A 26,305-nucleotide genomic window follows, 5' to 3' on the forward strand; every position below is an offset into this window, starting at 1 on the left:
TCTGTTTGTTTACCCACATGACCCTGAGGTGGGGGTCTTACTGCCCGTTCATGCGATAAACCCCATCGACTTGCCTGTCTGTTTTGTTTCAGGCGGTTTTTTTTTACCAACGGGCTTTAATTAAATAGCCTGTGACCCGTAACAAAATAATGGGAAAGAGTGAGGATCCCGATGCACAGCAAAGCCGGAAAAAAGAATGAGCGTGTGGATTTTCTGTTTCAGACCCGTCTGAAAATTATTCAATCTGATGATCTTTTTCCGTTTTCACTGGACTCCGTCCTGCTTTCCCGGTTTGTGTATGTCCCCATCCGGCAGGGCCGGCTGGTTGATCTGTGCACAGGAAATGGTGCCGTACCCTTCCTCCTTTCACAGAGGACACGAGGCCGGATTACAGGCGTTGAAATTCAGCCTGAAGTGTGTGATCTGGCTGTTCGCGGCGCGGCACTGAATTGCCTTGAAGATCAGGTTGATTTTATCTGCGGGGATGCTAAGAAACTTCCGGAAAAAATGGGCCGGCACCTCTGTGATGTCGTCACATGCAATCCCCCTTACTTTACGAAAGAAGCCGCACGGGATACGAAAATGAATCCGCATCTGGCGGTTGCGCGGCATGAGATTCTGATTACGCTCACAGATGTGGTGCGTACGGCCGCACTTCTGCTGAAACAGGGCGGAAGACTGGCGATGGTTCATCGGCCCGAACGCCTGGCTGAAATTCTATCTGTGATGCAGGAATCAGGTATTGAACCGAAAAAGCTGCAGATGATCCATCCGCGGAAGGGCAGGCAGGCAAACATGCTGCTCATAGAAGGGACGGCAGGTGGCCGGCCGGGACTTACTGTTCTGCCACCGATCGTTGTTTACGACAGGAATGGCCACTATACAGAGGATGTGTGGCCGGAAAAATGAAGACGTACAGTGTCTATATCCTTGAATGCAGGGATGGAAGTTTTTATACAGGCTATGCAGCAGATGTAAGAAAGAGGTTTGCTCTACATCTGAGCGGCAGAGGGGCCAAATATACACGCAGCCATAAACCGCTGCGCATCGTGTACGAAGAGACCCTCCCGGATAAATCGGCTGCCATGCGCCGAGAGTGGGCGATCAAGCATCTGACGCGGCAAAAAAAAGAAGCATTAATCCGAAGGGGCGTGCAAAATGGAAGAACAGATCAGCTTTCAGACGGCTCATGAGGGGAAGGGGACGCTATATCTTGTGCCTACGCCAATTGGCAATCTTGATGATATCACGTTTCGTGCGCTTGAGATTTTGAAGACAGCTGATATTGTGGCTGCCGAAGACACGCGTAATACTATGAAGCTCTGTGCACACTTTGAGATCCATACGCCTCTTGTCAGTTATCACGAACATAATAAAAGAGCAAGCGGTGAAAAGCTGATCGCAGAACTGTTGTCCGGGAAAACCGTTGCACTGGTGACCGATGCCGGTACACCGGGTATATCTGATCCGGGAGCAGATCTTGCCGCGTCCTGTATTGGTCAGAAGATCCCGGTTGTCCCGCTCCCGGGAGCAAACGCTGCAGTCACGGGTCTGATCGCTTCCGGCCTGTCCACTGATCATTTTCTGTTCTACGGTTTTCTCCCCCGACAGAAAAAAGAGCGGACTCAGGCGCTACAGGCTCTGACCGGACTCCCGTACACGCTGGTTTTCTATGAATCGCCGCGGCGAATTCTTCATACACTTAAGGATTTGCATGAAGCGTTTGGCGATCGGAAGATTTCACTGTCGAAAGAACTGACCAAGCGGTTTGAAACCTTTTTCAGAGGGAAAATCACTGATGTGCTCAGCAGTCTTGAAGAAAAAGGGGAAGTGAAGGGTGAAGTCTGCCTGATTGTTGCAGGCGCGGAGGAAGCGCAGAAACAGACGGATGACCTGTGGTGGCGGATACTTGATGTCTCTGCACATGTCGACCATTATGTAAAGGATAAAAATATGACAGTCCGGGATGCCATTAAACAGACGGCTGTCGACCGTTCTGTGCCGAAGCGGGACGTGTACCGGATTTACCATCATACCGACGACAAAAGCGGATGACCTGTCCGGATCCGGCTTTGGCAGTATTCTTGACATTACACACAGTGAACCGTATAGTTTTTTTAGTATCTTCATTTTCGGAGGAGTGCTTTTTAAGGAGGCAGTGATGCTGTATGACTGAAAAGAAATCATTCTATTTGACGACACCGATATACTACCCAAGCGGACGATTACATATTGGCCACGCGTACACAACCGTTGCCGGTGACGCGATGTGCCGCTATAAAAGACTGCGAGGCTACGATGTAATGTTTCTGACCGGAACGGATGAACACGGTCAGAAAATCGAAGAGAAGGCAAAAGCGAAGGGCGTATCACCGATTGATTACGTGGACGGGATGGTTGCGCAGATTAAGCAGTTGTGGAAGAAGCTTGATATTTCCTATGACGATTTTATTCGCACGACTGAGCCGCGCCATACCAGGGTCGTTCAGAAGATCTTTCAGCAATTGCTGGATCAGGGCGACATCTACCTGGGTGAATATGAGGGCTGGTACAGTATTCCTGATGAAACCTATTATACCGAATCTCAGCTTGTTGATATAGAAAAGAACGACAAAGGAGAAATTATCAGCGGGAAAAGCCCGGACAGCGGTCACAAAGTTGAAAGGGTGAAAGAGGAATGCTACTTCTTTAAAATGAGCAAATATGCGGACCGGCTGCTGAAGTATTATGAAGAACATCCTGATTTTATCCAGCCGAAATCGCGGAAAAAGGAAATGATCAACAACTTCATCAAACCTGGACTGGAAGATCTGGCTGTTTCACGGACCTCCTTCTCCTGGGGAATCAAAGTTCCGAGCAATCCGAAACATGTTGTTTATGTCTGGCTGGACGCGCTGACGAATTATATTACCGCCCTCGGCTATGGATCGGACGATGAGACGAAGTTTAAGAAATTCTGGCCGGCCGATGTACATCTGGTCGGGAAAGAGATTGTTCGTTTCCATACAATTTACTGGCCGATCATTCTGATGGCGCTCGGTCTGCCCCTGCCCAAAAAGGTATTCGGGCATGGCTGGCTGCTGATGAAGGACGGGAAAATGTCAAAATCGAAAGGCAATGTCGTTGATCCGGAGCCACTGATCGACCGCTATGGACTGGATGCTCTGCGTTATTATCTGCTGCGGGAAGTGCCATTCGGCTCGGATGGACTGTTTACGCCTGAAGCATTTGTTGAACGGATTAACTTCGATCTGGCAAACGATCTGGGCAATCTGCTCAATCGGTCGGTGGCGATGGTTGAGCAGTACCGTGACGGCAAAGTGCCTGCTTATACCGGACAGGTGACACCGTTTGACGGCCCGCTGGAAAATGTGCTGGCTGATACCGTCGGGACGGTTCAGGACCAGATGGAAAATCTGCAGTTCTCCGTTGCGCTCTCGGCCATATGGAAACTGATTGGACAGACTAATAAATATATTGACAAGACGCAGCCATGGACGCTTGCCCGGGATGAGACGAAAAGGGCAGATCTTGATTCTGTTCTTGCTCACCTGATCAATACCATTCGCGCGGTCTCTATACTGATTCGGCCATTCTTCACATCCACACCGGGAAAAATCTTCAGCCAGCTTGGTGTTACGGATCCCTCCGATCAGGCATGGGAGTCGCTTACTGATCCGGCTGTGAATACCGGTGACTGGCATGTCCATAAAGAAGATCCCATTTTCCCCCGTCTGGATATTGACAAGGAAGTCGCCTACATTAAATCACGGATGCGCGGAGCAGCGGGAACGAAACCGAATGGTAACAAAGAAAAGAAATCAAAAGCAGCCGCTGCAGATCAGGTTGAACTGACTGATTTTCAAAAAATCGATCTGCGTGTCGCAGAAGTACTGAAGGTTGAAAAAGTAAAGAAAGCAGACAAGCTGCTGAAACTGCAGCTTGATCTCGGCTACGAAAAGAGACAGATTGTTTCCGGACTTGCTGAATATTATCAGCCTGATGACCTGGTCGGTAAAAAGATCATCATTATTGCCAACCTGAAGCCGGTCAAACTGCGCGGCGAACTGTCACAGGGCATGCTTCTGGCCGGGGAAGGTGACGGTCAGGTGAAAGTAGCGACGGTGGCCGGATCGCTTCCGAATGGTGCGAAAATACGGTGAACAGATTGGCTGACCGAAAGGCCGGCGCTGCAGCAGATGGGAAGATGCGCGGGTGGTGCATGCTTCCCGCTTTTTTTCACTCTCGCAGGACCTTTCCCCGGAGAGGGCATAAATCAGGATGAGGAGGCTGTCCATGCTGTTTGATTCGCATACACATATAAATGACGATGCATTTAAGGAAGATCTTGATCCCGTTCTGGAGCGTGCGCATGCAGCGGGCGTCAGCCGGATGATGGTCATCGGGGTTGACCGTCCATCCATGGAACGCGTCTTTCCGATCATTGATGCTTATCCGTCGATTTACGGAGCGATAGGCTGGAATCCGGAGGACGCAGTGGATATGACTGACGATGATCTTAACTGGATCAAAGGGAAACTGGTCCATCGGAAAATAGTCGCCCTTGGTGAAATCGGCCTTGATTATCACTGGGATAAATCACCGAAAAAGGTGCAGCATACCGTGTTCCGGCGGCAGATTCGTGTTGCAAAGGAGGCCGGACTGCCGCTGATTATTCATAATCGTGAAGCGACAGAAGATACCTGGCGTATTTTAAAGGAAGAGCATGCCGAAACGACAGGCGGAGTGATGCACTGTTACAGTGATAACCTGGAATGGGCCGAGAAATTCATTGAATTAAATTTTTATATCAGCTTTGGTGGCCCGCTGACCTTTAAGAACGGGGCACTGCAGCGTGAGACGGCCGCCAGAGTACCGCTCGACCACCTGATGATTGAGACGGACTGCCCGTATCTCAGCCCGCATCCCTTTCGGGGGAAGCGGAACGAACCGGCCCGGGTCCGGCTCGTTGCTGAAAAGCTGGCGGAAATCAGAGGGCTCTCCCTCAGCGAAATCGCACAGATTACAACCGGGAATGCTGAAAAATGTTTTCATATCCCGCAATCATTGAAATGATCAGACAAGGGGAAAATGATGTTTATAAAAGAAATCATAGTTGTGGAAGGAAAGAGTGATACAACGGCCATCAACAGAGCCGTTCATGCCGATACGATTGAAACGAACGGTTCGCGCGTCAGCCGCCGGACGATTGAAACGATCAGGAACGCTCAGAAAAGGCGTGGGGTGATCGTCATGACGGATCCGGATTATCCGGGCGAACGTATTCGTAAGATCATCAGTCAGGAAGTTCCCGGCTGCAAACATGCCTTTATCACCCGGAAAGAGGGAAAGGGTGCAGAAGGCGAAAGTCTGGGTATCGAGCATGCCTCACCGGAAGCGATTCGCTCAGCACTTGCCGAAGTGCATTCCGTGATCGAAGAGCCGGAAGAACAGATTTCCATGGACCAGCTGCGTGCATACGGCCTCCTTGGCGGATCGGACTCAAGACGGCTGCGCGAGAGGCTGGGCGAGCAGTTGAAAATGGGTTATACAAATGGCAAACAGCTTTATAAACGGCTGAAGATGTTTCAGATTACGCCTGATGAACTGCAGCAGGCTATAGATGCCATAACCCGGGGAGGCTGAATCGTTGGATAAATATATTTCGTCACCGAAACGGACGGCCGATCTCATCCGGCGTCACCACCTGACGCTGAAAAAAAGTCTGGGGCAGAATTTTCTTGTTGATGAAAATATATTAAGAAAAATCGTGGCTTGTGCCCAACTTTCAAAAGATGATCTGGTTCTTGAAATCGGTCCGGGCGCCGGTGCACTGACGCAACTTCTGGCCGATGCAGCGAAAAAGGTGATTGCCGTGGAGATCGACAGGCGGCTGGAGGCGATTTTGAGCGAAACGCTGCAAAACCACAATAATGTTTCCATCCGGTACGGTGACGTGCTGAAGATGGACCTCCGGCAGCTGCTTGCCGGGGTATGTCCCCCGGGATCATCCGTAACGGTGGTTGCCAACCTGCCTTATTATGTGACGACCCCGATATTGATGAAACTGTTGTCGGACGATCTGCCGGTCAAAAGGATTGTCGTGATGATCCAGAAAGAGGTGGCCGGACGTCTGGAAGCCGATCCCGGGGCAAAAAGCTACGGATCCTTGTCAATTGCCGTTCAATATAAGGCCGATCCGAAAGTCGTGATGACTGTTCCGAAAACGGTATTTGTACCACAGCCTAATGTAGATTCTGCGGTGATCAGGCTGGATATACGCCCGAAGAAGAAGGTTGCTGTTACAGATGAAACGTTCTTTTTTAAAGTGGTCCGTGCCAGCTTTGCTCAGCGAAGAAAGACCCTGATCAATAATCTGGTGAACAATCTTTTTTCTAAAGAAAGAAAAGAGAAACTGATTCAAACCCTGGCTGATGCGGGTATTGACCCGGGGCGCCGTGGCGAATCACTCTCCATCGAGGAATTTGCCCGGTTGAGTGACGCCTTGCGGAAACACATGACGTGATTATAAAAACAGCTGCACCGGTCAGCTGTTTTTTTGCTGCCTGCGAGGCCGGGTGATCAGGAATAAACTGTAGTAAAAGGGCATAGAGTGGTACGGATGGCCCTCTTTTTTTCGGCTTGATCTGCGGATGCAGATACGAAAGTGGGGAAAAGCATAATGATTCAGACTGGCGATATAGTGGCGCGGATCTCCTATAAGTGCGATTTACTGTTTCGTGTCGTACGGATCAGTGAAGAAGCCGGGGTTGCGGAGCTGACCGGCCATGATATGCGGCTTTGTGCAGATGCGCCGATGGATGATTTGGTTCTGGTGAGCGAAGATGACCGTGAGAAGCATGAAGCAACCCTGAAGATGCGCGAAGCAGAATCGTATAAGCTGTTTCGTCAGGATTACCGACAAATGCGCATGAGGAGGGAGTATACGGCAACAAGCGGCTATCGATCAGGAAGCTCGTATTTTGAGATGCCGGGACGCGTGCTCCACATCGACGGTGATTCCTGGTACATGAGAAAATGTCTGGTGGTTTATGAAAAGCTTCGGGTTCCGGTCATCGGTAAGCATATGCCGGAGTCTGAGATGCCCGATCGGGTCCCGCAGCTTGTTGAACGGATTCGTCCGGATATCCTTGTTCTGACTGGTCACGATGCTTTTCTGAAAAACAAAGGAACCGCAGAAGAAATCAAAGCGTATCGCCATTCCGGCCATTTTGTCCGGACGGTAAAGGAAGTGCGAAGCCGTTTTTCCAGCCTTGATCAGATGATTATTTTTGCGGGAGCCTGCCAGTCCAACTTTGAGCAGTTGATTCGAGCGGGATCCAATTTTGCCAGTTCACCGGACCGGGTGAATATTCATGCGCTTGATCCGGTCTATCTGGTAGCGAAAATCAGTTTTACCTCGTTTCTTGACAGCGTAAATGTCTGGGAAGTGTTGCGCAATACCTTAACCGGCGCCGGCGGACTGGGCGGCGTGGAAAGCCGTGGTATGCTGCGGACGGGCCTGCCGTATCCCTCCGAATGATGCGGATCATGTAAAAAAATATTTTTTCCGGAATGATCTGTCAATTTAAGCGCAAGCTAATGTATGAAAAAATGGGCGGAATACATCAGCAAAATCATTGACAATAAAGATGGTTTCCTGATATAATTCAAACTATTTGCTTTCTGACGTCCATTGTGTTACACTTATAATTAAGCGAGGTGGATTGTCGAGATGGGAAAAACCATTAAAGATATCAAAGGCGCTTTAGATGAGCGTGTCGGCGAACGTTTGACCCTCAAGGCAAACGGAGGCAGGCGCAAAACGATTCATCGCATTGGTGTTCTGGAAGGTACCTATCCGTCTGTCTTTACCGTGCGTCTGGATAAAGATTCCAGTGCCTATGACCGTGTTTCTTACAGCTACACGGATGTACTGACGGACTCGGTAGAACTCACCTTTACGGGCGAGATGGCAAGCGGTCAGTAAAGAGGGCAGCTGTCTTCTCAACCTGCATGAAAGAACGTAATTTCATATGATCTGGCGGATACGCGCACACCGGATTGACCGGTGAGGCGCGTTTATGCTGCCTGCAATCCCTTTCAAGGGCATTGTATCACGTTTGACGCATAGAAGGAAGTCCCTTTGCACAATATATAGCTGCTCGACCATTGGAAAGGGGTTGTGCCGATCATGGCCAGACGGAGAGGCATCATGTCTGAGTCGTTTAAAGTAGAACTTGCTAAAGAGCTGGGTTTTTACGATACGGTCCAGAAAGAAGGATGGGGCGGCATCCGTGCCCGCGATGCGGGTAACATGGTACGGCGGGCCATTGAAAAGGCAGAACAGAACATGACTGCCGGTAAAAGCAATGATTGAGTATGAAAAGGGGTATCCGAAGGTTTGATGCGGAACCCCTTTTTCTTATACGCCGTTTCGATTATGATGAGAGTACGAAACAAAAGAGGCGGGGGAGACAGTGAAGGTACTTGAAAAAGCTCCGGCAAAAATCAATTTGTCGCTTGACGTACTCGGACAGCGGCAAGACGGTTACCATGAAGTATGCATGGTCATGGCGGCCATCGATCTGGCAGACCGTATAGAATGCGATGAGCGGACAGATGACAAGATCGTATTAGAAACCTCAGCTTCCTATGTTCCTGAGGATGAGCGGAACTTTGCTTTTCAGGCGGCGCAGATAATGAAAGAAAAATATGCAATCCACCAGGGTGTTGATCTTTTTATTCAGAAACAGATCCCTGTAGCTGCCGGTCTGGCGGGAGGAAGCAGCGATGCGGCGGCAACGATCCGGGCGCTGAACCGCCTGTGGAACATTGGCATGAGCTATGAAGATATGCTGGAGGTCGCCCGAATGATCGGGTCGGATGTCTCCTTCTGTGTCCGCGGCGGAACAGCACTGGCAACCGGACGCGGCGAGCAGATTGAGCCGTTGCCGCCACTGCCGCCCTGCTGGGTCGTTCTCGTCAAGCCGGATGTCTCTGTATCAACGGCAAAGACTTATCAGGCGTGGGACAGTCAGAAAACCGAGCATATTGATGTCATGCGTATGAAATCAGCCGTTAAAAAGGGAGATTTTGCATCGATATGTGCAGCGCTTGGCAATGCACTGGAAGCCGTCACCATGAAACAGGTCACTGAAATCGGGCGAATTAAAGAAAATATGCGTGTCATCGGCGTGGAAGGGATCCTGATGAGTGGGAGCGGTCCGACCGTTTTCGGCCTGACGCAGCATGAATCGAGAATGCAGCGCCTGGTGAACAGTATGAAAGGATATTGCTCCGAAGTCTATGCCGTCCGGCCCTGTAAACCGCTTGCTCTTGTCTAAATACGAATAATGGTGTAAAATAGCATATAAAATATTCGGATTTGGAGGGATAAAATGAAACTCAGGCGAAGCAGCAGACTGGTCGACATGACCCGTTATCTGTTGCAGCATCCTTATCAGATTGTTCCGCTATCCTGTTTTTCAGAGCGGTATGAATCTGCCAAATCCTCAATCAGTGAAGATCTGACGATTATTAAGGAAAATCTGGAATCCACCGGTGTCGGCAGACTTCATACGCTTGCCGGAGCGGCAGGCGGCGTCAGCTATATGCCCTGTATGAGTTCCGAAGAGGCAGGCCGTCTTCTGAATGGCCTGAAAAAAACAATGGCCAGTAAGGACCGGCTTTTACCCGGCGGTTATTTATATATGACAGATATACTTGGCGATCCCGGACTTGTGAATGCACTCGGGCGTCTGATTACATCGGCATTTATCAATGAACAGATTGACGTTGTCATGACAATGGAGACAAAAGGTATTCCGATTGCTTATGCCGTTGCTTCCCAGCGGAATGTGCCAGTAGTCATTGCTCGCCGCAGCAGTAAGGTGACGGAAGGGTCAACGGTAAGTATTAACTATATCTCCGGGTCGTCACGGCGGATTCAGACGATGGTGCTGCCCAGACGCAGTCTGAAGGAGGACGCCCATGTCCTGATTGTCGACGATTTTATGAAAGCCGGCGGGACAATGAAAGGCATGATCAACATGACGAAGGAATTCGGTGCGGTCGTTGCCGGTATGGCTGTCTTTGTTGAGAAAAAAGATGAGCAGACGAAGCTTGTCGATCACTATACTTCACTGCTGAAGCTTTCAATGAAGGAACCGGAGAGCTGCCCGGTTATTGAGGACGGAAATATTATGGATTCACTTGATCAATCTGAGAACCGGGTCAGGAACAGCTAAACATAACTGCAGGCTTCTTATGCGCATTCTGTGAAGTTTTCGTGTTAATTTTCTGACTGGTGCAGGATTTTTACCCTTTTCTGTTGAAATTCCTATGTAAGCGTTCCGAACTTCGAGGGAAAAGGGTGGTGTCGTTTCGATGGAAATAACAGATGTCAGACTGAGGCTGACACATACGGACGGCCGAATGAGGGCCATTGCCTCAATCACCATTGACAGAGAATTTGTTGTTCATGATATCCGGGTGATCGACGGAAATAACGGCATGTTTGTAGCCATGCCCAGCAAAAGGACGCCTGACGGTGAATTCCGGGATATTGCTCATCCGATCACCTCAGGTACACGGGAGAAAATTCAAACGGCTGTCTTGAATGAATATCGGCAGGCGTGTGCGGAAGATCCTTCGTTCCAGCAGGCCGGGGCATCATGAAAGCGTTAAATTGTATGATTTTTATGTGAGAGCCGAAAGCCGGCTCTTTTTTCATGTCAGGAAAAGAAAAAGGCCGGGTTGACCGGACAGTCAAAGAAATCCCATGTCTCCTTGAAAATAGCAGACTTTTAAGCTATAGTCTAAAAAGGATAGATGGGTTCAGATGAGAAAGATGGAGGCTATTCACGATATGTCCAACCGATTTACGGTGATTCTGGCTGCCGGACAGGGGACCAGAATGAAGTCGAAACTAGATAAAGTGCTGCATCCGGTCTGCGGGAAACCGATGATTCGTCATGTCATTGATCAGGCGCAATCAGCCAATTTTTCGAAAATATTTGTTGTGGTAGGTCATGGGGCAGAAGAAGTCGAAAAGTGTGTCGGATCAGACGCCGAATGCGTGCTTCAGAAGGAGCAGCTCGGAACGGCGCATGCTGTACTTCAGGTATCGGAGAAACTCAGAGGGCTGGACGGGACGACCGTCGTCCTTTATGGAGATACCCCGCTGCTTACGCACAGTACAATTGAAAAACTGGTTAAGGAGCAGGAACGCGGGCATGCCGCAGCAGCTGTCCTGACAGCAAACCTGGAGAATCCGGCAGGTTATGGGCGGATTCTGCGTGACAGCACCGGCCGATTTGTCGGGATTGTTGAAGATAAGGACGCGACAGAGCGTCAGAAGCAGATTAAAGAAATCAATACTGGCATTTACAGTTTTAATAATCGTCTGTTGTTTGAACTTCTGGACAAGGTTGATAACCATAATGTTCAGAAGGAATACTATCTCCCTGATGTGATCACACTGATGACCGCACGATCGGAGAAAGTGCTGGCCGTCCGTACGGAGAACTTTGAAGAGACGGTTGGCGTAAATAATCGTGTACAGCTCGCGGAGGCTGAGCGGTACATGAGAAAAAGGATTAATCGCAGGCATATGATGGCCGGCGTCACCCTGATCGACCCTGATTCGACCTATCTGTCTGCGGACTGTTCGATTGGCCGGGATACGGTTGTTTATCCCGGAACCCTGATTTCGGGCAAGACAGAAATCGGTGAAGATTGCGTAATTGGGCCGCAGACAAGGATTCACAATTGCCGGATTGGTTCAGACACCCGTATCGATCAGTCCGTCCTTGAGGACAGTTTTGTGGGCAATCATGTACAGATCGGTCCGTTTTCTCACATCCGTCCGCTGTCGAAGCTTCACGATCAGGTAAAGGTAGGCAATTTTGTTGAAGTCAAGAAGTCTGAAATTGGCGAGAGGAGCAAGGCTTCTCATCTTACATATCTTGGAGACGCCGTTCTGGGTAAAGATGTGAATATGGGCTGCGGAACGATTACAGTTAATTATGATGGAAAAAATAAATATACGACACAGATCGGGGACGGGGCTTTTATCGGCTGCAACGCCAACCTGGTCGCTCCGGTGACTATTGGCAATGGCGCCTTTGTGGCCGCGGGCTCAACGATCACTGACTCTGTCAATGATGACGCACTTGCCATCGCCCGGTCAAGACAGACCAATAAGGAAAAATATGCCTTAAAACTGAATTACAGGTTAAATGATTAACAGGAGGGAACCATTAGCATGGGCAGCTATTTAGATCCGAATCTTAAAGTATTCAGCCTCAACTCCAACCCCGACCTTTCACAACAGATCGCGGATCATATCGGTATTGAATTGGGGAAGTGTGTGGTCACTTCATTCAGTGATGGTGAAATTCGAATCAGCATTGAAGAAAGTATTCGTGGCTGTGAAGTATACGTGATTCAATCCACGTGCGATCCTGTGAACCAGCATTTGATGGAACTTTTGATCATGATTGATGCTCTGAAACGGGCGTCCGCCAAGACGATCAACGTTGTGATCCCTTATTATGGCTACGCCAGGCAGGACCGGAAAGCCCGTGCCCGTGAGCCGATCACAGCGAAGCTCGTTGCCAATCTTCTGGAAACCGCGGGGGCAAGCCGAATTCTGACTATGGATCTTCACGCTCCCCAGATTCAGGGATTCTTTGATATTCCTGTTGATCAGCTCCTGGGTGTGCCAACTTTGTCCGAGTATTTTCTGAGTAAAAAGATTGAGGATATCGTGGTTGTTTCCCCGGATCATGGTGGCGTGACACGGGCACGCAAAATGGCGGACAGGCTTAAAGCACCAATTGCAATCATTGACAAGCGGCGTCCGCGTCCGAATGTTTCCGAAGTGATGAACATTATCGGGGATATTCAGGGTAAGACAGCGATTATTATTGATGATATTATTGATACGGCGGGTACCATTACACTGGCAGCAAACGCTCTGGTTGAGCGTGGAGCGAAAAAGGTGTATGCTTGCTGTACGCACCCTGTGTTATCAGGCCCTGCCATTGAAAGAATACAGGCATCGGCAATCAGTAAGCTGGTTGTGACCAATACGATTCCCCTGCCTGCAGAAAAACAGATAGACAAGATTGTCCAGCTATCGGTTGCCCCGCTCATCGGTGAAGCGATTATCCGCATTCATGAGAAGCTTTCGGTCAGCCGGCTGTTCAACTGACCTCTTCGATGGACACGCTGTCACGGACAGGGTGAGGCGGCTTATTGAATCAATCAGCCGAAAAAAATGCAAATTATAGATCTTGAAAGGATGTGCAAGACATGGCGACGTTAGATGCAGCCATTCGTGACGATTCGAAAAAGTCGATCACCAAAGCATTAAGAAGAGAAGGAAAAATTCCGTCGGTTGTCTACGGTAAGACGATCGACAATGAATCAATCAGCGTAAATGCAAGCGCGTTAAACAAGTTGCTGAGAAAAGAAGGCAGAAATGCGATTATTACACTGAATATTGCAGATCAGAAACCGTGCACGGTTATGGCACATGAACTGCAGTTTAATTATCTGAAAGGTAGCATTCAGCATGTTGATTTTCTGGAAATTAATGTCAATGAAACGATAGAAGCGGTGGTTCCTGTCGTCCTCAAGGGCACCGAAGCGGTTGAAGTTGGAGAAGTTGTTGTCAACCATCAGATTACCGAACTGCCTGTCCGTGCACTGCCGAATGATCTTCCGGGGGCGATTGAAGTCGATGTGTCCGGCCTTTCTGTTGGTGACAGTATCCGTATCAGTGATATTAAACCTGCAGGAAACTATACGATTGTCGGGGGCCCCGAGAAAGTTGTTGTTTCTGTTTCCTACAGCGGAAAGAATGCGAATGAAGAAGCAGAAGAAACCCCTGAGGAAGCTGCTCCTGAGGAAAATCCGGCTGAATAAAGATACAATTCCGGCATAAAATGGAAGGGGACGTAACACACACCTGGGTTACGTCTTTTTTCATACCGGACAAATAACGGACCGGCATCGTTCATCCCGAAAGAGAGGGAATAGTGTGAAAGTTATCGCCGGACTGGGTAATCCCGGTTCTGAATACGAGCATACAAGACATAACATAGGTTTTGAAGTCATAGATCAACTGGCAGCACGCTTCAGCACGAAACTGACAAAAACAAAGTTTCATGCCCTGTTTGCTAAAACAGTGATCTGTGGTGAAGATGTTCTTCTGGTTAAGCCGCTGACCTATATGAATGCTTCCGGAGAAGCAGTCGGACCGCTCCTTGGTTTCTATAAACTGACTGCAGATAATCTGCTGGTCATTCAGGATGACATGGACCTTCCTGTCGGCAGAATCAGGTTGAGGCAGAGGGGAAGTGCAGGCGGACATAATGGCATCAAATCGCTGATTCATCATCTCCATACTGAGGACTTTGCCCGGATAAAGGTCGGCATCGGGCATCCCGAACGATCACGACGGGCTGTGGTGAACTATGTACTGAACGGATTTTCAGGTGAAGAAAAAGAATGGATCGCCGCAAGCATTGAACGGGCGGCAGACGCGGCGGCAGACTGGGTGGACACCCCTTTTCAGCAGTTGATGAATAAGTATAATGCGAATAACGGGACCCGGATGGGGGAATAATACATCCTGACTTCCTCCTCATTTTTCCGGGTTTTTCCAGCTACAATGATCCAACGCTTAACCGGCGGAGGGGAGAATGTTTGCGGGAGCTTTGGCCGGGCGTCAAAGCGTTTTTCGGTTTAAAGAAAGAGAGGTTGGCCCATGCTTGGCCTGAGCACACTCTATAATCAAAAAGTAAGTGAAATTCGTACCGTACTTGAAGGATATGCAGAGGGCATGACGCGGCAGCTCGTATCCGGATTGTCCGGAGGGGCGAAAGCGCTCTGGATAGCATCACTTTACCGGCAGCGACCTGGAACGGTTGTTGCTGTGACCCATAATCTGTACCAGGGCCAGAAGCTGTTTAATGATTTGTCTGAACTGATAGATTCAGAGGAATTGTTCATGTATCCGGCCAATGATCTGATTGCCTCGGAGTTTGCCACGGCAAGCCCGGAACTTCTGGCACAGAGGATTGATGTACTGAATCATCTGGTCCTTGGGAAAAAGTGTTTGATTGTGGTACCTGCAGCCGGACTGAAAAAACTTCTGGCTCCTCCGCACGTCTGGAAAAAAGGGATGATGCGTTTTGAGGCAGGGGCGCAGGTTGATCTTGATCAAACGCTCAAGAGATTTGAGGAAATCGGATATGAGCGCGAGCCGATGGTCACTGGCCCTGGGCAATTCAGCCTCAGAGGCGGCATTATCGATATTTTTCCACTGACCGAGGAGCACCCTCTGCGTATTGAGTTGTTTGATGATGAAGTCGACTCCATTCGCTACTTCGACAGTGAGACGCAGCGTTCCCTTGAGACCGTGCAAAAAAGCCCGGTGATCGGCCCGGCCCGGGAGCTTCTTCTGTATGATGAAAGTTATGAACGTGCGGCAGCGGCTCTTGAGAAAATGCTGGCAAAAACATTGAATAAGGTCACGGATTCTTCGGTGAAAGCGCTTTTAAGTGAAAGGATCGGAGCCGATCTGGAAGCACTGAAACAGCATGAGACCTTTCCGGATATCGCCAAATACACCCGGCTTTTCTATATCAAGGCCGAGACACTGACCGATTATCTGCCGTCTGATGCGCTGGTCGTGTTTGATGAGGTCAGCAGGATTCAGGAAATGGCTGCCCGGCTTGATCATGAAGAGGCAGAGTGGCAGGTCGATATGCTGCAAAAAGGGGCTATTGTAGCCGATTTACTGATTACCCGTGACTGGACGTCACTTGAGGAACAACTGAAGCAGCCGATTCTGCTTCTGTCCCTGTTTTTGCGTTATCACGGGCCGTTTCAGCCCCAGAATGTCATCCACTTAACGTGCCGGTCCATGCAGAATTTTCATGGACAGATCAATCTGCTGAAAACGGAAGTCGACCGGTGGATGAACAGTGATTTTGCCGTTGTGTTTCTTGCTTCCGGCAGGGAACGTGCTGAGCGGCTGGAACAAGTGCTGGAGGATTATGGAATCGATGCGGAACAGGCATCGGATAAGGCACTGCCGGAGTTCGGACGGAACCAGATTATGATTGGCAATTTTGATAATGGGTTTGAAATGCCGCTTCAGAAACTGGCTGTGATTACAGAAAAAGAAGTTTTTACCAGAAAAGCAGGGAAAAAACGTCATAAAGGCCGTAAGCTGTCCAATGCGGAACGTTTGAAAAATTACAATGAGCTGAAAGTCGGCGACTATGTGGTTCATGTCGATCACGGTATCGGGCGTTACGCAGGAACGGAAACCCTTGAAGTCAATGGAACGCATAAAGATTATCTTCAGATTATCTATAAAGGGAACGACAAGTTATATGTCCCTGTTGAACATATTGACCAGGTACAGAAATATGTCAGTTCGGAAGGAAAAGAACCGAAAATCTATTCTCTGGGCGGCGGGGAATGGAAGAAGGTTAAAAGCAGAGCAAAATCGTCCATTCAGAACATAGCCGATGATCTGATTAAGCTGTATGCAAAGCGCGAAGCAAGCAGGGGGTTTGCCTTTCCGAAAGACGGGGCGGCCCAGAAAGCATTTGAAGCCGCTTTTCCCTACCAGGAAACTGCCGATCAGCTTCAGGCGATTGAAGAAATTAAGAAAGATATGGAAAGTGAGAAGCCTATGGACCGCCTCCTGTGCGGTGACGTCGGTTATGGAAAGACCGAAGTGGCGCTGAGAGCTGCCTTTAAGGCTATTGAAGGCGGTAAACAGGTGGCCTTTCTTGTCCCTACAACGATACTTGCCCAGCAGCATTATGAGACAGCACGTGAGCGATTTGAAGATTTTCCCGTGTCGCTTGGCGTCATGAGTCGTTTTCGTTCGCGCAAGGAACAAACGGAGACGATTAAAGGGCTGAAAAACGGGACCACTGATATGGTGATCGGTACACACCGTCTGCTGTCGAAGGATGTCCGTTTTAAAGATCTGGGTCTTTTGATTGTCGATGAAGAGCAGCGTTTTGGGGTCACGCATAAAGAGAAAATCAAGCGACTTAAGGCAAATATTGATGTCCTGACCCTGACAGCGACGCCTATTCCGCGGACACTGCATATGTCGATGCTCGGCGTACGCGACCTGTCAATCATTGAGACGCCGCCGGAAAACCGATTTCCTGTGCAGACCTATGTTATGGAATACAATGAGGCCTTGATTCGCGAGGCGATTGAGCGTGAGATGGCCCGTGGCGGGCAAATCTATTTTCTGTACAACCGAGTTGAAACCATACAGCGGATGACTGAGATCATTTCACAGCTTGTTCCGGATGCCAACGTGACCTATGCTCATGGACAAATGAAGGAATCGGAGCTTGAAGCTTCCATGATCGATTTTCTCGATGGAACAGATGATGTGCTTGTCAGTACAACAATTATTGAGACCGGTGTCGATATTCCGAATGTGAATACGCTGATTGTTTATGATGCCGATAAGATGGGGCTGGCACAGCTTTACCAGCTGCGTGGCCGTGTCGGCCGATCTAACCGTGTGGCTTATGCCTATTTTACTTATCAGCGCGATAAGGTCATGAACGAGGCCGCAGAGAAACGGCTTCAGGCGATTAAGGAGTTCACTGAACTGGGATCCGGGTTCAAAATTGCGATGAGGGATCTGTCCATCCGCGGTGCCGGGAATCTGCTTGGGGCCGAGCAGCACGGATTTATTGATTCTGTGGGTTACGATCTGTATTCGCAAATGCTTAAAGAAGCTGTCGAGGAGCGGAAAAGCGGCCAGAAAAGCGGTCAGAAACGCGAGGCGCTTCCTCCAAAAGCCACCATCGATATTGAAGCGGATGCGTATATTCCTGATGCCTATATTGAGGATTCCATTCAGAAAATTGATATGTACAAGCGATTTAAAGGGGCAGAAAGTCTCCAGGATCTGGACGACCTTAAGGATGAGATGATCGACCGCTTTGGGGATTACCCGCATGAAGTTGCCGATCTTTTCCGGATTGCATCGCTTCGCGTGATGGCCGACAGGCTGATGATCGAAGAAGTCAGCAGGAAGGATACCGGCCTGACGGTCATTTTTTCGGAAATGGGCTGGAGAAGGCTGGACAGAGAAGAACTGTTCAAGTCGATCAGTAAAATGAATCTGGATATCGGCTTTGCTTCTGAAGGGGCAAAAATGAAATTAACGTTAAGGGAGCATGTACGAAGGCAAAATCAGTTTCTTGATGATGCTCTCAAATTTCTGAAGGAGATGCTGCCCCTTCAGAGGACCCCGGAAAAAGCCGGATAATTTGGGCGTGGCATGTATACTTTGGACTCCGGCGCGAATAATAACGCAAGGAATACATGATTTATCCTGTGCGTTCAGACCGGAACGGGCGAGTTGGGGCGGAGTGATCCGCTGCCATTCATTCGGGGAGGAGTTGAACGACCTCTATAACGAAAGTGAGGACATCCTTGTATGAAAGCAACTGGCATTGTCCGCCGTATTGATGATCTCGGGCGGGTTGTCATTCCAAAGGAAATACGCCGCACACTGCGCATCCGGGAAGGGGATCCATTGGAGATCTTTGTCGATCATGACGGTGAAGTGATCTTGAAGAAGTATTCCCCGATGAGTGAGCTTGGGGATTTTGCCAAAGAATTTACGGAATCGCTGGCAGAGCACTCGGGTAAACTGGCAGTCATCAGCGACCGTGATGCAGTCATCGCCGTGTCAGGCGGACCGAAGAAAGCGTTGATGGATAAAAGGATCGCATCGGCTCCCGAACATGCAATGGAGCTCAGGCAGACCCTACATGAAAAAAACAGGGGCGAGCAGCTGATCGATGGTCAGGATGAGTATAAGGGGCCCTATGTCATCGCCCCGATTATTGCCGGCGGAGATCCGATTGGAACCGTGATGCTGATCGAAAAAAATGACGGAACGCTTACCGACGTGGAAATAAAACTGGCGGAAACAGCCGCCGGGTTTCTCGGCAGGCAAATGGAACACTAGAGCCGCCTGCATGCTGTGCGGCGACTGTAATATGATCGTAAGAGGGAGGCACGTTGTCGCCCTCTTTTATTCATGCAGCGAGTAAGCGGACTATGATATAATCCACTTTAAGAAGGATCGATAAAGGTGGACGCATTTGTGCGTGAAGTCAGGAATAAAGGGAGCCGGATCTGGCGCGGAGCGATGACTCTGACCGCCGCCGCTCTATTGGTCAAGGTCATGAGTGTGACCTACCGGCTCCTGTATCAGAATTTTGCCGGGGATGTCGGTTTTTACGTCTATCAGCAAATTTATCCGTTCTATGCGATTGCGGTAGCTATTGGCGGGACTGGATTTCCCATTGTCATCGCAAAGTATCTGGCCGAGTCTGAAGCAGGCGGGTGGAGAAAACAGCAGATTCTGCATCATGCCCTCATTGCGCTTCTTATATTGTGCAGTTTGCTGTTTTTTCTGCTTTTTTTTGTTGCCGGGCCTCTGACAAAGGCGATGGGTGATAAAAGTCTTGAACCGCTGATCCGGTTCACGTCAACCGTCTATCTGTTTGTTCCGCTGATTGCCGTTTTACGCGGCTATTTTCAGGGCAGACATGAAAATATGCTGCCTACAGCGGTTTCACAGATCAGCGAACAAATGGTTCGTGTGCTGCTGATCATCGGCCTGTCCTGGTACCTGTTTCTGCATCACGGGACGCCTTATCAATTCGGACTGGCGGCGACGGCCGGTTCGGTCATTGCACCTGTTTCGGCGCTGGTCATTCTGATGTGTTTTGCCGGTACACGGCCATTGTCACGCCTGGTGATCCGGCGCAGCACGCGAGAAACATTCGACGGGAAACTACTGAGAGAAATACTTGAAACGGGCTGCCTGTTCTCTATTCTGGCGATGCCTCTCATCGCATTCCAGCTGGCTGATGCGCTGACGCTGATCCCGCTGCTTGGAGAAGCCGGCGTCCCGGATCCACGGGTTGCGAAGGGGGTTTATGACCGGGGGTACCTGCTCACTCAGTTTGGGCTGATTGCTGCCGCTTCGCTGACGGCAACGATGATTCCCGGACTCGCCCGGCTGACTGCCCTGAAAAGCCGGAAAGAAATGCAGCGACAGGCGGGTCTTGCGCTGCGGCTCAGTCTTGCTTTCGGACTGGCAGCCGCCGCAGGACTCGCTTCCTTAGGTAAAGAAGTCAATATCATGCTGTTCCGAAATGCTGAAGGAACGCCGACCTTTATGCTGATTGCTTTTGTCATGATGACCCTGTCCGTTGTTCTGACGAGTTCAGGAATTCTGGAGGCGTCCGGCCGGCCGTGGCTGCCGTTCTGGCATTTGCTGACCGGGGCGATCGTAAAATGCGGCAGTAATCTGCTGCTCGTTCCCCTGTTCTCTGTTTCCGGTGCAGCCGTCGCGACCCTGCTTGCTACAGCGCTCACGGCATGGCTGAACATTTGGGCGTTGCGTCGCTTTGCGCTTCTGGACAACCTTCCGGTCACCCGTCTGGCCAGACTGGTTGGGGCTGTTTTTATCATGGTGCTGACCGTGTGGCTCTGGAAAAGCGGCATCGGCGGGCTGATGCCGCAGACGCGTGGATCGGCGGCTGTTGTAGCTGTGAGCGGCAGCATAGCAGGAGGACTCCTGTTTCTGGTTCTGCTGCTTCTTTTCAGGTACTTCAGTCCCACTGATCTGATCCGTCTCCCGCTGGCCGGTAAACATTTTCAGAACAGAAGGAAACATTGCTGATGACCTGTGCCACTTCTCAGGGTGGCTATACTGTGATCCTTCCCGCGGATATGATAAAATGAACGAAAAAGCATTCCTGTACGCGTAAAACTGGAATGAAAGCCGTAATTGGAGGAATAGAAGATGAATAAAAATGAAGTGATTCAGAGGGTTGCCGGCCGGACCGGTTTTACCCGAAAAGAAACTGAAACGATTGTAAACAGTCTGCTTGATGAGATCATTTCAGCTTTGGATCATGAGGAAAAAGTACAGTTTGTCGGATTCGGGACATTTGAAGTGCGCAGGCGGGCAAGCAGAACCGGCAGGAATCCGCAAACCGGGGAGTCGATCACGATCCCGGCAACAAAGGTACCCGGATTCCGGGCAGGTAATAAATTGAAGGATGCTGTAAAAAAATGAGACTGGATAAATTTCTGAAGATTTCTCGCCTGATTAAGAGACGGACGGTTGCAAAGGAGATGGCGGATCAGGGCCGCGTGGATATCAACGGTCGGCCGGGGAAAGCGAGCAGTGATGTCCAGACCGGTGATGTGCTGGTCCTGCATTTCGGCCAGAAAAAGCTGACTATACGGATTACCCTTTTGAAAGAAACGGTAAAGAAGGAAGAAGCCGCTTCATTGTACGAAATTATTGATGAAAAGCCTTCAGCCTGAAAGAAGCAGCAGATCGGAATAAGTCGGTTCTAACCCGGACGACCCCCTCATAATCTAGTGGAAGAGGGAGGGAGTCCGATGGTTCAATTTTATGGAAATCAGCTTCCGAATAAGGACAAGCCGGTACAAAATCATGATCTTATTCTGAAAAGCCGGAAGACGATTGAAATAACAGGGGTTAAACATGTCGAAAGTTTCGATCATGAAGAGTTCCTTCTGGAGACTGTTATGGGATTTCTTGCAGTTAAAGGTTCCTCACTGAAGATGCAGAATCTGAATGTGGAACAGGGCGTAGTCGTGATCGAAGGACGGATTTTTGAAATCAGTTATCTGGACGATCAGAATGGGGCAGCGTCCAAAGGCTTTTTCGGCAAACTGTTTCGATGACACTGGAAGATCAGTTTCAATCTCTTGGCCTGATGGTTCTGATGGGGATCTGGATCGGCGCCTCCTTTTCGGTTTATCACTTTTTTATCCGACCTGAAGGGAAACAGCGCCGGATACTGCTCCTGATCGCAGACCCCCTGTTCTGGATCATGCAGGCTCTTTTGCTGTTTTCCCTGCTGCTCCCGGTCAATGATGGACAGCTTCGTCTTTATCTTTTCCTGGGCATTCTGCTTGGGTATTCAGTTTATAAAGCGTTGCTGGAAGGGCCGTTTATGCACGGGTTCATCCGTCTGGTTGCTCAAATTGTCCAATTGTGGCAATTTACCGCAAAGACTGTCCGTCTTTTATTGCTGCGTCCGCTCTTTTTCCTATTGAAGGTTGTCTGTAAATTGTGTAAAATGACGTTGAACACCATTTTGCGCATTCTGCTCTTACTGCTGAATGTTCCTCTGAAGATCATCCGCGGTCTCCTCTATCTTATTCTGCCGGACAAGTGGCTGATTCGTTTCAGGACAGAGTGGGTTCGTTTTTCCCGTATTTTAATGAAAGGCCTGGCATTCCTGAAGGGGAAAGTCGGCAAATAAAGGAGGACAACCTATGGATCAAATGGTATCACAGCGTGTGACGCGGCTCCGGACAGAATATGTTCAGACCCGGGAGATTGCCGAAAAACGAAAGAAGAAACGCCGCAGAGGACTGATACGCCGGCTGGCGGCGTTTGCCGTTGTGTTTACTGTGATCTGTACGGTGATGGCTGCCTCCCTTGTTGCCCAGGGGCATCAGATGGATCAGGCCCTTGCGCATAAAGCGGCACTGGAAAAACAGATTGATACTTCCGATAAACATATCAGTCAGTTGAAGAAGGAGATTACGCTCCTTCATGATGACGATTACATTGGTCAAATCGCGCGACGTGATTATCTGATGTCTGATCAGGATAAAAATGAAATCATTTTTTCCCGGCCTGGACAGGAAGAACATTGACAGGCTCTTTTTTTGCTATGTATAATAAGATGTTGAGAGATACTAAACTAGGAGGAAGCCTTTTTTTATGTCAATTGAAGCGGGCAGCAAGCTGAAGGGTAAAGTGTCAGGTATAACCAACTTCGGGGCTTTTGTTGATTTGCCGGGCGGCAAAACAGGATTGGTTCACATTAGTGAAGTTGCAGATCGGTATGTTAAAGATATTCACGACGTTCTGTCGGTTGGAGATGAAGTAACGGTAAAGGTACTGCAGGTGGCACCTGACGGAAAAATCGGGCTGTCCATTCGCAAAGCTGTCGATAAACCGAAGGCGACCTCATACCGAGGACCAAGAGGAGGCAACCGACGTTTTACCCGGGAGCCGAGCTTTGAAGATAAAATTTCCCGCTATCTGAAAGACAGTGAAGACCGCCTGTCCACACTTAAACGTCAGACAGAATCAAAACGGGGCGGCAGAGGTGCACGAAGAGGCTGATCCCCCGTTCATCGATAAGATAAAGTTCAGAAGAGCATCCGGAACAGGACCGGTGCTCTTTTTTATTTGTTTTAATGAAAATATTCGGCAGAAATCTTGTGCCTTCAGGCAGGGGATAAATGCCTTCCATTATTTTTAAATATGGTCGTTCTGGCTTAATAAGCGGAGCTTTTCCGCTTAAATGCAAAATAGAACGGGCTTCAGAATCTAATAAGCGGAGAAATTCCGATCAGGCAATGAAAAATCCCCCCTTTTCATGTTTTTTGAGTCAATAGGCGAAATCCCTCCGTCTATTAAAGCGCGCCTTTATCTCTTTTACTAAATTAAGCGGAATTTTTCCGTCTAATTTATTGAGCCACCGGGCAGCGGCGCCGGGTCACCCGTCGCCGGATCTTCACTTCTTATGACTGAGGCCGGTGAATTCCGTCGAAGTTTTTTTTAACCACGATCCTTTATTATGACAAATTATGGGCTTCTGTTGTGATTTAATGAATCATACACTATCAGGTTAAAGGTGGCGAAAGGTATGATTCAGAGAATTGGCAGTATTGCTGCACGTGGTACAGATCCGCTGGCTGAAGGAGCCGGCATTTCCTCAAAACAGATGCAGATCGGCCGGTCGATACGGAAAGCCATAATCAAAACCATTCTGAAGACGGATCTATTCTTTCTGATCGCCGGGTTTCTGCTGGGACGCGCTGTGATCCTGTCCAGTCTGACCCCGTTTATTCTGCCATTTTTTGCAACAGTGTTCTGGCTGAACAGGAAAAAAAGATGGCAGGCCTCCATGATGGCGATATTCGGTGCACTGACTGTTTCGGTCGGACTGGCCTTCTACAGTCTGATGGCTTTGATGGTATTTCTTTTTGTCAGACATATTGCGAGACTGATCAGTAAAAAAAATGAAGTCAGATGGCTGCCTGTTATGGTGTTTATCTCCGCCTTGTCTGTCCGGCTCCTCTATCAGGCTGCGTTTACACTGAACCTTGTCTGGACCGACCTGATGACCGCTGCTGTTGAAGCTTCGCTTGCCATCCTGGTGACATTAATTTTCATCCAGAGTGTGCCACTTCTGTCCAGCAGAATGGGTCGCAGGTTATATAAAAATGAAGAGATTATTTGTTTTGTTATCCTTTTATCTTCGATTCTTGCGGGAACAACCGGATGGGCGATCATGGATGTTTCGATTGAGCATGTTCTGGCCCGATATGTCGTTCTCCTGTTCGCACTGGCTGGAGGAGCAGCCATTGGATCAACGGTGGGTGTTATCATGGGTCTAGTACTCGGTATGTCGAGCAGCTCCAGTCTGTACCAGATGAGTCTCCTCGCTTTTTCGGGCGTACTTGGCGGTCTCCTGAAAGAAACAGGAAAAGCCGGCGTCGCGGCAGGCCTGTTCATCGCGACGCTTCTTATCGGGCTTTATGGAGGAGGTTACAGTGGTCTGGTTCCGGAAATGCTGGATTCGCTGATTGCCGTTTCTCTCTTCATGCTGACCCCAAAAGGGCTGATGGACAGGCTTGCCTCTCTCATTCCCGGTACCAGGGAGTATCAGAAAGAGCAGCAACAGTATGTCCGGAAACTCAGAGATGTGACGGTCAGCCGGGTGGAACAGTTTTCCAGCCTGTTTCAGACCCTTGCCCGCAGCTTTCATGCACCGGATCCGGATACGGAACATGAAGATGATCTCTTTTTAAGCAAGGTGACGGCGAATACCTGCCAGAACTGCTATAAAAAGGAATACTGCTGGGTTAAAAATTTTGATCAGACCCATAAAATGATGCTTCAGCTGAGAGAAGAAACCCGGTCAGACCGGAAAGGGGTCCATTCGTCGGCAGAACGAAAATGGCGGGCGTATTGTTCTATCCCGGATCAGACCCTTGGTGCAATTGCAAGAGAACAGCGTGTATCGGAGATTCAGGAACTGATGAGGCATAAGGTCAAGGAAAGCCAGCGCCTTGTGGCAGACCAGCTTCATGGCGTCTCACGCGTCATGGGGGATTTTGCAAGTGAGATGAAACGTGAACGCGGGCTCCATGACCGGCAGGAGGAGATAATTCTCGCCAGGCTTCATGCTGTCGGTCTGCGCGCAGAAAGTGTGGAAATCTACAATCTGGAGTCCGGGTCGATCGATATAGAGGTGGTCCTCCAGCATGACGATTATGGTGCCTGTGAAAAGGTTATTGCACCGCTTCTGTCAGATATTCTCGGCGAAAATATTGTTGTATCAAAAAAACAGGAAGGCGAAATCACAGGTGCCCCGTTTAGTGCCGTGTTCACATCTGCCCGGGCTTTTGAGATAGAAACCGGAGTGGCAACCGCGGCACGGGGCGGCGGGCTGGTCTCGGGAGACAATTATGCACTGTTCGAAGCGGGTGCGGGAAAATATGCCCTTGCAATCAGCGACGGAATGGGCAGCGGCGAGCGGGCGGGTGTGGAGAGTAAAGATACCTTGCAGCTTCTGGCCAAGGTTCTGAAATCGGGAATCCACGAAACACTGGCGATCAAATCTATTAATTCTATCCTGTCTCTGCGCTCGACAGAAGAGATTTATGCGACCCTTGACCTTGCACTGATTGATTTGCAGAATGCCAAATCGAAGTTCCTGAAGATCGGCTCAAATCCGAGTTTTATTAAACGGGGAAACAAGATCTGGATTCAGGACAGCGGCAACCTGCCAATCGGCATGATTGAAGACTTTGATGTCGATGTTAAAACAGAGCAGCTGAAGTCCGGAGATCTGCTGATTATGATGAGTGATGGCATTTTTGATGCACCCAAGCACATTGAAAACAAAGAACTCTGGCTGAAAAGAAAGATAAGGGAATTACAGACCGATCATCCCCAGGAAGTCGCCGATCTGATTCTTGAAGAAGTGATCCGGCTGACGGGCGGGCGGATCGATGATGATATGACCGTCATCGTGGCCAGGATCCGTCACTATCTGCCAAAATGGAGTTCCATTCCGGCGGGTGGAAACAAACAAAGGCTCAGCCGTGCAGAGTAATCGGGAAGCTCCATTCTTTTACGGCGGGC

At 49.4% G+C, this 26,305-nt stretch carries 27 protein-coding genes; all 27 read left to right on the forward strand.

The genetic code is table 11. The features are described from left to right. Positions 1-171 precede the first annotated feature (171 nt). The 27 genes from EWH91_RS10230 (at position 172) to spoIIE (ending at position 26,276) form a co-directional block, all read left to right on the forward strand. Positions 172-909 (forward strand): tRNA1(Val) (adenine(37)-N6)-methyltransferase, encoded by a 738-nt coding sequence (locus EWH91_RS10230; RefSeq protein WP_129929948.1) that lies wholly within the window; start codon positions 172-174, stop codon positions 907-909. After that, entirely contained in the window at positions 906-1,193 is a 288-nt protein-coding gene (locus tag EWH91_RS10235; RefSeq protein WP_129929949.1) for a GIY-YIG nuclease family protein, read from the forward strand. Before EWH91_RS10230 ends, EWH91_RS10235 begins: the two co-directional genes overlap by 4 nt. Beyond that, positions 1,159-2,055 (forward strand): 16S rRNA (cytidine(1402)-2'-O)-methyltransferase, encoded by an 897-nt coding sequence (gene rsmI / locus EWH91_RS10240; RefSeq protein ID WP_129929950.1) that lies wholly within the window; start codon positions 1,159-1,161, stop codon positions 2,053-2,055. The genes EWH91_RS10235 and rsmI overlap by 35 nt, the downstream gene beginning before the upstream one ends. Positions 2,056-2,168: 113 nt before the next feature. After that, positions 2,169-4,163, forward strand: a complete 1,995-nt coding sequence (gene metG, locus EWH91_RS10245; RefSeq protein ID WP_129929951.1) for a methionine--tRNA ligase — start codon at positions 2,169-2,171, stop codon at positions 4,161-4,163. A 133-nt stretch (positions 4,164-4,296) separates the two neighbouring features. Further along, positions 4,297-5,076: a TatD family hydrolase gene (locus tag EWH91_RS10250; RefSeq protein ID WP_129929952.1), complete on the forward strand. Its 780-nt coding sequence runs from the start codon at positions 4,297-4,299 to the stop codon at positions 5,074-5,076. Positions 5,077-5,094: 18 nt separating this feature from the next. After that, entirely contained in the window at positions 5,095-5,646 is a 552-nt protein-coding gene (gene rnmV, locus EWH91_RS10255; RefSeq protein ID WP_129929953.1) for a ribonuclease M5, read from the forward strand. A 4-nt stretch (positions 5,647-5,650) separates the two neighbouring features. Further along, positions 5,651-6,526, forward strand: a complete 876-nt coding sequence (gene rsmA / locus EWH91_RS10260; RefSeq protein ID WP_129929954.1) for a 16S rRNA (adenine(1518)-N(6)/adenine(1519)-N(6))-dimethyltransferase RsmA — start codon at positions 5,651-5,653, stop codon at positions 6,524-6,526. A 153-nt stretch (positions 6,527-6,679) separates the two neighbouring features. Continuing rightward, positions 6,680-7,543, forward strand: coding sequence for a sporulation peptidase YabG (yabG, locus tag EWH91_RS10265; RefSeq protein WP_129929982.1), 864 nt, complete (start codon positions 6,680-6,682; stop codon positions 7,541-7,543). 192 nt (positions 7,544-7,735) lie between these two features. Continuing rightward, positions 7,736-7,990, forward strand: coding sequence for a Veg family protein (locus tag EWH91_RS10270; RefSeq protein WP_129929955.1), 255 nt, complete (start codon positions 7,736-7,738; stop codon positions 7,988-7,990). 204 nt (positions 7,991-8,194) lie between these two features. Continuing rightward, positions 8,195-8,380, forward strand: a complete 186-nt coding sequence (locus EWH91_RS10275) for a small, acid-soluble spore protein, alpha/beta type (protein ID WP_129929956.1) — start codon at positions 8,195-8,197, stop codon at positions 8,378-8,380. Positions 8,381-8,480: 100 nt separating this feature from the next. Further along, complete coding sequence (ispE, locus tag EWH91_RS10280; RefSeq protein WP_129929957.1) at positions 8,481-9,347, forward strand: 4-(cytidine 5'-diphospho)-2-C-methyl-D-erythritol kinase; 867 nt, start codon at positions 8,481-8,483, stop codon at positions 9,345-9,347. Positions 9,348-9,401: 54 nt separating this feature from the next. Beyond that, the gene (gene purR, locus EWH91_RS10285; protein WP_129929958.1) at positions 9,402-10,250 is read left to right on the forward strand and encodes a pur operon repressor; all 849 of its coding nucleotides are present in this window, start codon (positions 9,402-9,404) and stop codon (positions 10,248-10,250) included. A 139-nt stretch (positions 10,251-10,389) separates the two neighbouring features. Further along, entirely contained in the window at positions 10,390-10,680 is a 291-nt protein-coding gene (gene spoVG, locus EWH91_RS10290) for a septation regulator SpoVG (RefSeq protein ID WP_129929959.1), read from the forward strand. 190 nt (positions 10,681-10,870) lie between these two features. Then, positions 10,871-12,250, forward strand: a complete 1,380-nt coding sequence (gene glmU, locus EWH91_RS10295) for a bifunctional UDP-N-acetylglucosamine diphosphorylase/glucosamine-1-phosphate N-acetyltransferase GlmU (protein WP_129929983.1) — start codon at positions 10,871-10,873, stop codon at positions 12,248-12,250. A gap of 18 nt (positions 12,251-12,268) precedes the next feature. After that, a complete protein-coding gene (locus EWH91_RS10300; RefSeq protein ID WP_129929960.1) occupies positions 12,269-13,219 on the forward strand; it encodes a ribose-phosphate diphosphokinase in 951 nt (316 codons plus the stop codon). 101 nt (positions 13,220-13,320) lie between these two features. Beyond that, on the forward strand, positions 13,321-13,935 hold the full coding sequence (locus tag EWH91_RS10305) for a 50S ribosomal protein L25 (protein WP_129929961.1): 615 nt from the start codon (positions 13,321-13,323) through the stop codon (positions 13,933-13,935). Between the two features lie 115 nt (positions 13,936-14,050). After that, positions 14,051-14,638: an aminoacyl-tRNA hydrolase gene (gene pth / locus EWH91_RS10310; protein ID WP_129929962.1), complete on the forward strand. Its 588-nt coding sequence runs from the start codon at positions 14,051-14,053 to the stop codon at positions 14,636-14,638. 141 nt (positions 14,639-14,779) lie between these two features. Next, positions 14,780-18,337: a transcription-repair coupling factor gene (gene mfd, locus EWH91_RS10315; RefSeq protein ID WP_129929963.1), complete on the forward strand. Its 3,558-nt coding sequence runs from the start codon at positions 14,780-14,782 to the stop codon at positions 18,335-18,337. Between the two features lie 171 nt (positions 18,338-18,508). Next, positions 18,509-19,045 (forward strand): stage V sporulation protein T, encoded by a 537-nt coding sequence (gene spoVT / locus EWH91_RS10320; RefSeq protein ID WP_129929964.1) that lies wholly within the window; start codon positions 18,509-18,511, stop codon positions 19,043-19,045. Between the two features lie 126 nt (positions 19,046-19,171). After that, on the forward strand, positions 19,172-20,773 hold the full coding sequence (locus EWH91_RS10325; RefSeq protein ID WP_240697335.1) for an oligosaccharide flippase family protein: 1,602 nt from the start codon (positions 19,172-19,174) through the stop codon (positions 20,771-20,773). 123 nt (positions 20,774-20,896) lie between these two features. Continuing rightward, positions 20,897-21,172 carry an HU family DNA-binding protein gene (locus EWH91_RS10330; RefSeq protein ID WP_129929965.1) on the forward strand — a complete coding sequence of 92 codons (276 nt, stop codon included), beginning with the start codon at positions 20,897-20,899 and terminating at the stop codon, positions 21,170-21,172. Continuing rightward, the gene (locus EWH91_RS10335) at positions 21,169-21,426 is read left to right on the forward strand and encodes an RNA-binding S4 domain-containing protein (protein WP_129929966.1); all 258 of its coding nucleotides are present in this window, start codon (positions 21,169-21,171) and stop codon (positions 21,424-21,426) included. Before EWH91_RS10330 ends, EWH91_RS10335 begins: the two co-directional genes overlap by 4 nt. Positions 21,427-21,504: 78 nt before the next feature. Next, complete coding sequence (gene yabP, locus EWH91_RS10340) at positions 21,505-21,813, forward strand: sporulation protein YabP (RefSeq protein ID WP_129929967.1); 309 nt, start codon at positions 21,505-21,507, stop codon at positions 21,811-21,813. Next, positions 21,810-22,397, forward strand: a complete 588-nt coding sequence (gene yabQ / locus EWH91_RS10345) for a spore cortex biosynthesis protein YabQ (RefSeq protein WP_129929968.1) — start codon at positions 21,810-21,812, stop codon at positions 22,395-22,397. The genes yabP and yabQ overlap by 4 nt, the downstream gene beginning before the upstream one ends. Positions 22,398-22,410: 13 nt before the next feature. Continuing rightward, entirely contained in the window at positions 22,411-22,797 is a 387-nt protein-coding gene (locus EWH91_RS10350) for an FtsB family cell division protein (protein WP_129929969.1), read from the forward strand. Between the two features lie 67 nt (positions 22,798-22,864). Further along, a complete protein-coding gene (locus EWH91_RS10355) occupies positions 22,865-23,272 on the forward strand; it encodes a S1 domain-containing RNA-binding protein (RefSeq protein WP_129929970.1) in 408 nt (135 codons plus the stop codon). Positions 23,273-23,798: 526 nt separating this feature from the next. Further along, entirely contained in the window at positions 23,799-26,276 is a 2,478-nt protein-coding gene (spoIIE, locus tag EWH91_RS10360; protein WP_206184322.1) for a stage II sporulation protein E, read from the forward strand. Positions 26,277-26,305 lie beyond the last annotated feature (29 nt).

It is taken from the genome of Sporolactobacillus sp. THM19-2, assembly GCF_004153195.1.
Lineage (GTDB): Bacteria > Bacillota > Bacilli > Bacillales > Sporolactobacillaceae > Sporolactobacillus.